This is a genomic window from Sphingomonas gei, from assembly GCF_004792685.1.
Lineage (GTDB): Bacteria > Pseudomonadota > Alphaproteobacteria > Sphingomonadales > Sphingomonadaceae > Sphingomonas > Sphingomonas gei.
Genome location: NZ_SRXT01000008.1, coordinates 137,101 through 148,196, shown reverse-complemented (window position 1 = coordinate 148,196; position 11,096 = coordinate 137,101). Strand labels below are relative to the sequence as shown.

At 65.2% G+C, this 11,096-nt stretch carries 10 protein-coding genes; 4 read left to right on the top strand and 6 right to left on the bottom strand.

The genetic code is table 11. The features are described 5' to 3' along the window. The first annotated feature begins 38 nt into the window (after positions 1-38). The 4 genes from E5A73_RS19395 to E5A73_RS19380 all read left to right on the top strand — a co-directional run bounded on the left by E5A73_RS19395 (position 39) and on the right by E5A73_RS19380 (position 5,442). Positions 39-1,235, top strand: coding sequence for an aromatic ring-hydroxylating oxygenase subunit alpha (locus tag E5A73_RS19395; protein WP_135965496.1), 1,197 nt, complete (start codon positions 39-41; stop codon positions 1,233-1,235). Between the two features lies 1 nt (position 1,236). Beyond that, positions 1,237-2,844, top strand: a complete 1,608-nt coding sequence (locus E5A73_RS19390) for a phytoene desaturase family protein (protein ID WP_135965495.1) — start codon at positions 1,237-1,239, stop codon at positions 2,842-2,844. A gap of 153 nt (positions 2,845-2,997) precedes the next feature. Beyond that, a complete protein-coding gene (locus E5A73_RS19385; protein ID WP_135965494.1) occupies positions 2,998-4,041 on the top strand; it encodes a rod shape-determining protein in 1,044 nt (347 codons plus the stop codon). Between the two features lie 84 nt (positions 4,042-4,125). After that, a complete protein-coding gene (locus E5A73_RS19380; RefSeq protein ID WP_135965493.1) occupies positions 4,126-5,442 on the top strand; it encodes a serine hydrolase domain-containing protein in 1,317 nt (438 codons plus the stop codon). Here E5A73_RS19380 and E5A73_RS19375 read toward each other — a convergent pair. The 6 genes from E5A73_RS19375 to E5A73_RS19350 all read right to left on the bottom strand — a co-directional run bounded on the left by E5A73_RS19375 (position 5,381) and on the right by E5A73_RS19350 (position 11,073). Further along, positions 5,381-6,907: an FAD-dependent monooxygenase gene (locus tag E5A73_RS19375; protein WP_135965492.1), complete on the bottom strand. Its 1,527-nt coding sequence runs from the start codon at positions 6,905-6,907 to the stop codon at positions 5,381-5,383. The two genes, E5A73_RS19380 and E5A73_RS19375, sit on opposite strands and share 62 nt — an antisense overlap. 242 nt (positions 6,908-7,149) lie before the next feature. Next, positions 7,150-7,602 (bottom strand): MaoC family dehydratase, encoded by a 453-nt coding sequence (locus E5A73_RS19370; RefSeq protein ID WP_135965491.1) that lies wholly within the window; start codon positions 7,600-7,602, stop codon positions 7,150-7,152. After that, positions 7,602-8,066: a GNAT family N-acetyltransferase gene (locus E5A73_RS19365; RefSeq protein WP_135965490.1), complete on the bottom strand. Its 465-nt coding sequence runs from the start codon at positions 8,064-8,066 to the stop codon at positions 7,602-7,604. Before E5A73_RS19365 ends, E5A73_RS19370 begins: the two co-directional genes overlap by 1 nt. A gap of 157 nt (positions 8,067-8,223) precedes the next feature. Further along, positions 8,224-10,149 carry an acetyl/propionyl/methylcrotonyl-CoA carboxylase subunit alpha gene (locus tag E5A73_RS19360; RefSeq protein WP_135965489.1) on the bottom strand — a complete coding sequence of 642 codons (1,926 nt, stop codon included), beginning with the start codon at positions 10,147-10,149 and terminating at the stop codon, positions 8,224-8,226. Positions 10,150-10,297: 148 nt separating this feature from the next. Next, a complete protein-coding gene (locus tag E5A73_RS19355; RefSeq protein WP_135965488.1) occupies positions 10,298-10,606 on the bottom strand; it encodes a DUF3088 family protein in 309 nt (102 codons plus the stop codon). After that, on the bottom strand, positions 10,603-11,073 hold the full coding sequence (locus E5A73_RS19350) for a nuclear transport factor 2 family protein (protein WP_240700283.1): 471 nt from the start codon (positions 11,071-11,073) through the stop codon (positions 10,603-10,605). Before E5A73_RS19350 ends, E5A73_RS19355 begins: the two co-directional genes overlap by 4 nt. Between the last annotated feature and the right edge of the window lie 23 nt (positions 11,074-11,096).

Here is an 11,096-nt window from a genome sequence, read left to right as displayed (position 1 = left end):
TTATACGATCGTTCAACAAGCAATTGCGGAGCCCGGCCATGGCGACCCTCGCCGCATCCATGCCCAGCCCCGGCGTCGATCCAGACGCAGACTGGTCGCTGCCCGGCTGGATCTACGGCAACGCCGAATTCCTCGAGCTCGAGCGCGCGCGCATCCTGCGACCGTCGTGGCAGATCCTGTGCCACGAAAGCGATCTGGCGAAGGCCGGAGACTGGCGGACGATCCGCTATCTCGACGAGAATATCGTTGCGCTTCGCGGCCGCGACGGGGCAATCCGCGCCTTTCACAATGTCTGTCGCCATCGCGCGATGCGGATCGTCGAGGGCGATGCGGGCTGTGCGCAGAAGCTGGTCTGTCCGTATCACGCCTGGACCTATGAACTCGATGGCCGCCTCTCCGGCGTGCCGATGCGGCGCGATTATCCGACGCTCGACATGGACACGAGCGGTCTCGTGCCGGTCGACGTCTCGATCTGGCGGGGTTTCGTGTTCGTGCGGCTCGAGGACGATGGCGGCCCCTCGGTCGCCAGGATGATGGCACCCTATGATGCCGAAATCGCGCCCTATCGCTTCGAGGAGATGCGCCGGATCGGCGATATCCGCACGCGTGAACGCGCGGTAAACTGGAAGAATGTCGGCGACAATTATTCGGACAATCTCCACATTCCGGTCGCGCATGGCGGACTGTCCCGGTTGTTCGGCAAAAGCTATGCGATCGAGGCTTCCGGCTGGGTCGACAAGATGTCGGGCACCTTGGTCGATCGCCCCTCGGCCAATCCTTGGGAAGCCTTCTACCAGCGCAACCTGCCGCCCGTCGATCACTTGCCCGAGGCCAACCAGCGACGCTGGCTCTACTACAAGCTCTGGCCCAACATGGCGTTCGACCTCTACGCCGACCAGATCGACTTCATGCAATGGCTGCCGATGTCGCCGACCAATTGCGTGCTGCGTGAGATGGCATTCGCGCTGCCGGATGACCGCCGGGAGATGAAATTGGTGCGCTACGCCAACTGGCGCATCAACCGCGTCGTCAACGCCGAGGATACCTGGCTCATCGAGCGCATCCAGCAGGGCATGGCGTCGAGCAGCTACACCGTGGGACCGATCGGCGCGAGCGAAGTGTGTCTGCGCGGCTTTGCGGCGAAGATTCGGGCACGCATTCCGGAAGCACGGCTGCACCGGGCACCGGCTCCCGGATGGTCGCGGCGTCCGCATGGCGTTGATTCCGGGGGGTAGCATGAAGAAATACGACGCAATCGTCGTCGGCGGCGGCCATAACGGCCTGGTCTGCGCCTTCTACCTCGCGCGCGCCGGGCTCAAGGTCCGCGTGCTCGAGCGGCGCCACGTCGTCGGCGGCGCGGCGGTGACCGAGGAATTCCATCCCGGCTTCCGCAATTCGACGGCGAGCTACACCGTCAGCCTGCTCCGCCCCAAGGTGATCGCCGATATGAAGCTGCACGACCGCGGCTTCCGGATCATCGAGCGGACGATCAGCAACTTCTTCCCGTTCGAGAACGATTACATCACGCTCGGTGGCGGCACCGCGCGCACCCAGGCCGAGTTCGCGCGCTTCTCGCAACGGGATGCCGACACCTATCCGCGTTATGACGCGGCGCTGGAGAAGGTCGCGCAGGTGCTCCGTGATCTCGCGCTCAAAACCCCGCCCAATGCTGGGGGAGGATTGCGCACGCTGCTTTCCGGAGCGACGCAGGGCTGGCCGCTGTCGAAGCTGGGGATCGAGGCGCAGCGTGACTTGCTCGACGTCTTCACCAAATCAGCGCGCGACTTCCTCGATGGCTGGTACGAAGACGACCACGTCAAGACCGCCTTCGCGTTCGACGCCGTGGTCGGCAATTATGCCGGCGTCTCGACCCCCGGCTCGGCCTATGTCCTGCTCCATCACGTCTTCGGCGAAGTGAACGGCAAGTTCGGCGCCTGGGGCCATTCGGTCGGCGGCATGGGCGCGATCACCCAAGCGATGGCGCTCGCTTGCGAGGAGGCCGGGGTGGAGATTAGCGTCGAGGCGCCTGTCGCGCGCGTGCTCATCGATGGCGGCAAGGCGGCCGGGGTGGTGCTGGATAGCGGCGAGGAGATCGCCGCACCGATCGTAGCCGCCAATGTCGGTCCGGCGATGCTTTTTCGGCAGATGCTCGACTCTAGCGACCTGCCGGCCGACTTCAACCGGCGGATGAAGAACTTCAAGATCGGATCGGGGACCTTTCGGATGAACGTCGCGCTCACCGAGCTGCCCGACTTCACCGTGCTGCCCGGCAAGGACAAGGCCGAGCATCATACCGCCGGGATCATCATTGCGCCGGGCATGGACTATATGGATCAAGCGTATGACGACGCGAAGGTCCATGGCTGGTCGAAGAAGCCGATCATCGAGATGAAGCTGCCAACCACGATCGACGACAGCCTCGCCCCCAAGGGCATGCACATCGCGAGTCTGTTCTGCCAGCAATTCGTTCCCGAACTTCCCGGCGGGCGCAGCTGGGACGATGCGCGCGAACAGGTCGCCGATCTCATCATCGAGACGGTCAATGACCATGCCCCCAATTTCAAGGCGAGCGTGATCGCGCGGCAGATTCATTCGCCGCTCGATCTCGAGCGCAAGTTCGGGCTGATCGGTGGCGACATCTTCCACGGCGCAATGGGGCTCGACCAGCTTTGGGCAGCGCGGCCGGTGCTGGGGCATGGCGATTATCGCGCGCCGATCAGGGGGCTCTATATGTGTGGCTCGGGCACCCATCCTGGTGGCGGGGTGACCGGCGCGCCGGGACATAATGCTGCACACGAGATTCTGCGGGATCGCTCGCTCCTCGCGCGGCTGCTGCCGTTCTGACCCTCTGTCTACATCGAGTTGGCGCCCGCCCCACTCGGGCAGCCGCTAACCGGGTTGACCTGCCCTCTGCGCGAGCCCACCGGACCTCTCCACGCAGTCGATGAGCCGCTCGCTTCGCAGCGAGCCCCTAACGACGCCAACAGATTGACTTCGATGCGGTTTCCTCGCTTCTTTCCAGGCGCTTCCTACGATCTCGCGATCGACCTCGGCACGGTGAATACGGTAGTTTACCTGCGAGACAGAGGGATCGTTATTAGCGAGCCCTCTGTGGTGGCGATGGAGACGATCAACGGGATATCCCGCGTCCGCGCTATCGGTGCGGAGGCAAAGCTCATGCTGGGCAAGACTCCAGACAATGTCCGAACGATCCGGCCGATGCGCGACGGCGTCATCGCCGACATCGACGTTGCGGAACAGATGATCAAGTATTTCATCGACAAGGCGCGGGGCGGCTCGAGCAGGTTCTTGGGCGGTCCGGAGATCGCAATCAGCATACCCAGCAGCGCCACCCAAGTGGAGCGTCGTGCGATCCAGCAGGCTGCGACGAATGCCGGCGCGCGCAAAGTGTATTTGATCGAGGAGTCGATGGCGGCGGCGATCGGTGCCGGTTTGCCCGTCACCGAACCGCTGGGCGCCATGGTCGTCGATATTGGCGGAGGGACGACCGAGGTCGCAATCCTCTCGCTGCGAGGGCTGGCGTACAGCGCGTCCATTCGTGTCGGCGGAGATCGAATGGACGAAGCCATCGCCTCGGGTATTCGGCGCAAGCACAATTTGATGGTCGGCGAAGCCACGGCCGAACGGATAAAGGTCGAAATCGGTACGGCGCAAATGCCTGAAGACGGTGTTGGCGCAGTGACCAAGGTCAGGGGGCGTGACCTGGTCAAGGGCATGCCTTCAGAAGTGGAGGTCAGCCAGGGAGAGATCGCCCACTCTTTGGCCGACCTGACCGCGCAGATTGTGGAAGCAGCGCTTTCCGCACTCGAAAAGGCCGAGCCTGAGCTGGCTTCCGATATCTATGATCAGGGAATCGTCATGACTGGCGGTGGCAGCTTGCTCACACATCTGGACCAGGTGCTCTCGAAGGCGACCGGCTTGCCGGTCGTCGTGGCCGAAAATGCTCTGATGTGCGTGGCGAACGGCGCGGGGCGTGCCTTGGAGGACCCGGTATATCGCGGCGTGATGACCGGCGCTTAGCGTCGACTAGAGGGCTGGAATTGGCCAGGGTCAGGTGGAAGGAATGCTCTATCGCCAGAGCATGCCGGAGAAGACGGGACGCGAATGGACGGAGTGAGGGAGGCGGCACGGGGCAAGAGGCTGGCAGCGGTCCTGGGGCTGGCCTTTGTGGCGGGGGCGGCAGTGACGCTGGGGGTAACGCGCTCGAAGCTGAGCGTGCCCGATCAACCTGCGCGAGCCGTTGTCAGCAGTCTGTCTGCCGATCCGGTTTCCGGCGGCTTGCCGTCGAAGGTCGACTATCGGCGGCTGGAAGAACGGATCACCGCGCTGATGCAGGACCCGGACATGGTGGGCCTCGCCGTCGGGACGGTCGAGCGCGGGGAGGTGCGCTTCGCCAGGGGGTTTGGAGAGACGGTCGCAGGCTCGGGCGATCCAGTCACTCCCGCTACGGTGTTCCGCTGGGCATCGCTCTCGAAGAGTGTGGCATCCGCACTCGTGGCCAAGCTAGCGGAGGAGGGCAGGCTGTCGCTCGATGCGCCGCTGGCGACGATGGGTACGACGCTCACGCTTCCCGGCGACGCGCGCCGCGTCACAATTGCCGATGTGCTTTCGCACCGGCTCGGCCTGGTCCGCAACGCCTGGGACGAGCGGCTGGAGGCAGGCGAGGATCCGAAGCTGCTCCGCGCCGCCCTCGGCACGCTCCCGCCTTTTTGCCCGCCGGCGACATGCTACGCATACCAGAACATCGCTTTCGATACTGCGAGCGAGATCGTGGAGCGCGTAACGGGGCAAAACTATGCGAGCATTGCCCGTGCGCGGCTGTTTACCCCACTCGGCATGACCAACGCGAGTATCGGTCGGGCCGGGTTGCAGGGCGCTGCGAGCTGGGCGCGGCCGCACCATCGGAACAAGGCGCCCGCGATCGTGAACGACAGCTATTATCGGGTGCCGGCGGCGGGCGGCGTCAACTCGTCGATCCGCGACCTGATCCGGTGGATGCGCGCGCAGATGGGGGACGCACCGAACGTGCTGCCGCTCCCGATGCTCGACATCCTGCATCGGCCACGGGTCTCTACCCCACCCCACGGGCGGCGCGGACCGATGGATCGCGCGCTGGCAAACGCCGCTTATGGGCTAGGCTGGCGCAGCTTCACCTATGCCGGTCATGTATTGGTCGGCCATCGCGGATCGGTGGACGGTTATGGCTCGCTCATTCTGTTCGATCCGGCGGACAAGAGTGGCATCGTGATGTTGTGGAACAGCAACCAGTCGAGGCCGGCGCGGCTGCAGCTCGAGTTTTTCGACATGCTCTACGGCTTGGCACCAACCGATTGGCTGGATCTCGTGGACGCGAAGCTGGCTATCCCGTCGGCTCTCCGAACCACCGCATCGTCGCCTGCGCCAGCTTTTCATCATCGATAGGAGAGTCGCTCGCCCAAGCGACGATACCATCGGGCCGCACCAGCACTGCGCTGAGACCCAGCCGATTTTCCGTGTGATTCGCGGCATAGGCAATCCTATCGCCCCAATGCGCGATGAGCATTTGGCGTGACGCACACGCGTCGAAATCCAGTAGCAATCCTCGCGCGCGCCGCAGATGTTCGTTCACCCTCTTTCCGTCGGCCAATTCGAAGTCAGGCATGCTGCGACCGACGAGCGGATGGTCCCCGCCAAGATCGTAGCGAAGTCCGACCCCCCAGACGCGCTCCGCGAAATAGGTCGCGCCGTCGCGTCTCTCGATTAGATCCCCGAGCACGGCTGCGAGCGCGCGCGAACCGGGGCTCGGCCGCATGAGCGCAACTTGCGCGCGCGACCAATCGAGAATTCGCGCGCCCTGCGGATGTCGCTCGAGCGTGTAGCTGTCGAGCAGCCCGGGCGGGGCGTCGCCGCGGATGGTGGCGGCGAGCTTCCAGCCGAGGTTCATCGCGTCGCCGAGCCCGAGGTTGAGGCCCTGACCTCCGAGTGGAGAATGGATGTGCGCAGCGTCGCCCGCCAGCAATACGCGGCGCTTGCGATAGTCGGATGCCTGACAGGCGCGGTCCGTCCACGTGGTGGCAAGCTTCAGCGCCGTCAGTCGGACGTCCTTGCCAGAGATTTTGCGCAGCATTGCCTCGATGTGATCGCGGGTCACGGGCCGCCTACGATGGAAGGCACCGCCGTCGAAATCGATCATCGCGATCGTGCCGGGCGGTGCATAGGTGTACATGCCCAGCGGCGTATAGTGACGCCCGGGCTCGAGCAGGTCCGGACCCGCCAGCTCGACCTGCGCCGAATAGCCGGTAAATTCCGGATCGGTTCCGACAAAGGCGATGTCGGCCGTCTTGCGTACGATGCTGCGCGCGCCATCGCAGCCGACGAGCCATCGCGCTCGAAACGTCTCGGGGCCCGCCCGGACGGTAACCTCGTCGTTCGATTGCTCGAAAGCGTCGACGCTGTGGCCGCGCTTCAACTCAGCGCCAATCGCCGTCGCACGGGTGGCCAGAACGGTCTCGATGCTCGCCATATCGGAGGCGACGCTGCCGACCGGGCCGGGCAGGCGGTATGGCCATGCGGCGCTGTCAACTTGATCGTGGAAGAACTGGATGCCCGCGAAATGGCCACCGGGGCGCCGCGGTCGCTGCATCCAGTGCGGAGCTGCCGGAGCGCCGCTGCCGAGTGCGCGATCTTTAATGGCATCCAGCAGGTCGCGGCGATCGAGGCTCTCGATCGACGGGATCGACAGGCCACGCAGTCCGAACGGCAGTGCCTTCAACGGAGAATATGGATCCGGCGCCTGCTCCAGCACCAGCACCGAGCAGCCCGCCAGGCGCAGTTCGCATGCCAGGAACAGCCCCACCGGGCCGGCGCCGGCAATTACGACATCATGAAGATAGAGTTGAGTGGGCACAGAATACTCCTTGGTCGAAATGTTCGACCGGAGCGTTCCTGAGCTTCAGACCCACACGGACGAACGATTGGGCACCTGCACGGTGTCCGACGTTCGTCGTGGGGATCTCGAGCACGAGGCCAAAGACCAGAGCTTTCGTTACCGAAAGGACTTGGGCTCACCAGACCAAGTCTGCCTTTTCCGACGCAGCTCGATTAACATCGTTGCGGCCGATGCGCAACGGGGGTTGGCCCGCCAGCCGCTCAGCCGGCACGGCTCCGCAGCAGCGCGGAGCGCAGGCACTCGCAGACCAGTTCGTCGCGCTGGTTGTGCATGCTGTGCTTCCAGGTGACGATCCCCTGGCCCGGACGTGATTTGCTGGGGCGCAGCTCGATCACTTCGGAGGATGCGTGCAGCGTGTCGCCGAGGAACACGGGTTTCGGCATCGCGAGCTTGTCATAGCCGAGATTGGCGACGAGCGTGCCCGCCGTGGTGTCACCGACAGTGATTCCGACCATGAGGCTGAAGGTGAAGGTGCCGTTGACGAGGATCTGCCCGAACTCGCTCGCGCGCGCGGTCTCGGCGTCGATGTGGAGCGGCTGGGTGTTGTGGGTGAGGGCGGAGAAGAGGAGGTTGTCGGTCTCGGTGACCGTGCGGCGGAGGCTGTGCTCGACGCGGTCGCCGATCTGCCATTCGTCATAGAAGCGTCCGGCCATCAGCGCGGCTCCTTCAGCTTGAGCTTGAACCCGGTGTGACTCTGCGTCCAGCCGAGCCGCGCGTAGAAGCGGTGCGCATCGGTGCGCGCGTTGGACGAGGTGAGCTGGACGAGGAAGCAATCGCGGTCGCGGCAGCGCGCGACCGCCCAGGCGATCAATTGCTCGCCATAGCGGCGCCCGCGCAGGTCGCTGGCGATACGCACCGCCTCGATCTGGCCGCGCCACGCGCCGCGGAACGACAGGCCGGGCAGGAAGCTGAGCTGGAGCGTGCCGACCACGCGGCCGTCGATCTCGGCGGCGACGAGCAACTGGTTGGGGTCGGCGGCGATCGCGTCGAATGCGGCGCGATAGCGCGGGTCGGCGGGATCGGTCTCGCGGTCGGCGGGGATTGTGTCCTCGGCGAGCATTGCGAGGATCGCCGGCAGGTCGCCGGGCGCGGCCTTGCGGATCAGCAGGTCGCTCATTCGGGCGCGTCGATACAAAGGAGCCTCACGACTCGCACCACTTGTTGTCCCAAATTCTGGCCGTCATCTTCTTATTCCTTGTTCCCCGGCGAAGGCCGGGGTCCAGCCTTGAAAGTAGCAACGCCGAGTCTGGGCCCCGGCCTTCGCCGGGGAACAGCTATTCCGAACGTTCGACCTTCACCAGCAGCGTGCCTTCGTTCACCTGCGCGCCGGGTGCAGCGTTGAGCTCGGCGACCACGCCGTCGAACGGGGCGGTGAGGCTGTGCTCCATCTTCATCGCTTCTAGCGTGACGAGGCGCTGGCCCTTGGTGACGGTGTCGCCGGGGGTGACTTCGACCGCGGTGATGCGGCCGGGCATCGGGGCGAGGATGGCGCCGTCGGCGGCTGGGCCGAGGTTTGAGCTGCGGACTGCATAGGGTCGGAACGCGAAGGTCGTGCCGAGCTCGGGCACAATGGCCCATTCCTCACGGCGACTGACGAATGCCGGGTCGATGCCGTCACCGCGATCGAATTCGTATACTGTGCCGGATTGATCGACGAGACGCGCCGCGAGCGACGCGGGGCGATTGAGGCGAAAGCCGCTGGAACTGGTCCAGGGACGGGCGGCTTGGGCGATCTGGTGCTCCAGGACATCGCAGCCAACGACATCCCGGCCGTCGGGCATGGCCAAAACCCCGAGCGCGGCGTTCAAGATACCCGAGCTCGGCGGCTCTGGCGCGGTGAGCTGATCGATGTCCCGACCGATCAGTCCGGTATCGACCTCGCCCCGCTCGAACCCGGAATGCCGCAGTAACCTGACAATGAATCCCGCGTTCGTGCGGACCGGCCAGATCGTGGCGTTGAGCAGTTCACCGATTATCTGTTCTCGCGCATCTTCACGCGATTCGCCGCGCCCAATGATCTTGGCGATCATCGGATCGTAAAATGAGCTGATCTCGCCGCCCTGCTCCACGCCGGCGTCTATCCGTGCGGCACCGTAGAAGGGATCGAGATCGAACACGTCGAGGCGGCCGATGCTCGGCAGGAACCCCTTCGCTGGGTCCTCTGCATAAAGCCGGGCTTCCATCGCCCAGCCGTCGATGCTGAGTTCGTCCTGCCGCCTGGGAAGGGGCTCGCCGCTCGCTACGCGCAACTGCCACTCGACCAGATCCTGCCCGGTGATCTCCTCGGTGACCGGGTGCTCGACTTGCAGCCGGGTGTTCATTTCCATGAACCAGATGCGGTCGGCGCGCAGACCTTCGGACGCGTCGGCGATGAACTCGATCGTGCCGGCGCCGACATAGTCGACGGCCCTGGCGGCGCGCACTGCGGCGGCGCAGATCGCCTCGCGCGTCGCTTCGTCCATGCCGGGGGCGGGGGCTTCCTCGATGACTTTCTGGTGGCGGCGCTGGAGCGAGCAGTCGCGCTCGAAGAGATGGACGACATTGCCATGGGTGTCGCCAAATACCTGGACTTCGATGTGGCGCGGGCTGAGGATGTACTTCTCGAGCAGCACGCGATCGTCGCCGAACGAAGAGGCGGCCTCGCGCTTGCACGACTGCAGCATTTCGGAAAATTGCTGCGCAGCATCGACGCGCCGCATGCCCTTGCCGCCGCCGCCGGCAACCGCCTTGATCAGCACCGGATAGCCGATCGCATCGGCCTCGGACTGGAGCCGCTCGGGCGCCTGGTCCTCGCCGAGATAGCCGGGGGTGACCGGTACGCCCGCAGCGATCATCCGTGCCTTGGCGGCGTCCTTGAGGCCCATCGCGCGAATGCTGTCGGGGCGCGGGCCGACCCAGACCAGCCCGGCGTCGAGCACGGCCTGCGCGAAGTCGGCATTCTCCGAGAGGAAGCCATAGCCGGGATGGATCGCCTCGGCGCCTGTCGCCTTGGCCGCGGCGATGATCTTGTCGCCGACGAGGTAGCTTTCGCGCGCCGGGGAGGGGCCGATATGCACCGCTTCGTCGGCCTGGCGGACGTGGAGCGCGTTCGCGTCGGCATCCGAATAGACCGCGACCGTGCGCACCCCCATCGCCCTTGCGGTACGGATGATGCGGCAGGCGATCTCGCCGCGATTGGCGATTAGCAGGGACTTCATCATCGATTGCGTGTCCACCAACTGGTCGAATCGGCGCCGGCAAATGAGCCCGGCAGTTGACTCTGCTTGACTCGAAACGCGTGTTTTAAGGCAAGTTGACTCGCTGCGCCGTCATTCGGTCGAAGCAGAGAAAATCCTACATTACCAGCGATCATGGGTGCCGCTCCGGGAAGCCGTGGCGCTCGGCCAGCGCGGCGAGCAGCGCCTCGATCTCGTTGGCGAAGCCGCCGTCCCACACGAGGGCTGGCAGATTCTGGTGCGCCTCGCCGATCGCTTCGACCACGGCTTCGCGTGGACGCGGCCAGGGCACGCGGACGATGTCGATATTTGCGGCGCGCTCGGGGAAGGTCGCGAGCAGACCTTCGATCGTCATGCAGTCCTTGCAATAGAAGACGCGCTCGCCGCCGAGCGCCGGATCGGCGAATGCGTGTTCGAGCAGGAACAGCGTGTCGCGGCTCATTGCGCGGGGCAGTCGGTTGTGCGCGAGGTCCAGGCGAGGTTCGTGATCTTCCATTGACCATCGACGCGGACGAGGCTGAAATGGTCGACGCCACAATGGCTTAGCTTGCCGTCGATCAGGAAGACATAGTCGCCCCACACCATCGCGATGTCGCCGTCGATCTCGATCGCGGGGGCGGGCATGCGCTCTTCGTAACGCTCGGGGCCGGGCTTGATGCCGGCGGCCCATTCGGCGAATTTCTGCTGGCGGATTGTCTTGGTGCCGTCGGGCTGGGCAACGGCGACGGTGATCCCGCCATCGCCGTGCAGCGTTGCCGCCATCGCTGCGCCGTCGCGGCTGGCGAGACCGGCGAACAGGGCGTTGACGGGGGCCAGCACCGCGGCTTCGGTGCCGGGCGGGGGCAAAGCGGTGCCCTTCACGATCGGCGCGACGGGGGTGGTTTGCGCGAAGGCCGGCAGCGAGGCCATGGCGAGAACGGCTGCGACGACAA

Excerpts from the sequence above, each read along its gene's own strand:
- E5A73_RS19365 (WP_135965490.1), bottom strand. The coding sequence starts at position 8,066 with ATGAGCGACCTGCTGATCCGCAAGGCCGCGCCCGGCGACCTGCCGGCG.
- E5A73_RS19390 (WP_135965495.1), top strand. The coding sequence starts at position 1,237 with ATGAAGAAATACGACGCAATCGTCGTCGGCGGCGGCCATAACGGCCTG.
- E5A73_RS19380 (WP_135965493.1), top strand. The coding sequence starts at position 4,126 with ATGGACGGAGTGAGGGAGGCGGCACGGGGCAAGAGGCTGGCAGCGGTC.
- E5A73_RS19350 (WP_240700283.1), bottom strand. The coding sequence starts at position 11,073 with ATGGCCTCGCTGCCGGCCTTCGCGCAAACCACCCCCGTCGCGCCGATC.
- E5A73_RS19360 (WP_135965489.1), bottom strand. The coding sequence starts at position 10,149 with ATGATGAAGTCCCTGCTAATCGCCAATCGCGGCGAGATCGCCTGCCGC.
- E5A73_RS19395 (WP_135965496.1), top strand. The coding sequence starts at position 39 with ATGGCGACCCTCGCCGCATCCATGCCCAGCCCCGGCGTCGATCCAGAC.
- E5A73_RS19355 (WP_135965488.1), bottom strand. The coding sequence starts at position 10,606 with ATGAGCCGCGACACGCTGTTCCTGCTCGAACACGCATTCGCCGATCCG.
- E5A73_RS19385 (WP_135965494.1), top strand. The coding sequence starts at position 2,998 with ATGCGGTTTCCTCGCTTCTTTCCAGGCGCTTCCTACGATCTCGCGATC.
- E5A73_RS19370 (WP_135965491.1), bottom strand. The coding sequence starts at position 7,602 with ATGGCCGGACGCTTCTATGACGAATGGCAGATCGGCGACCGCGTCGAG.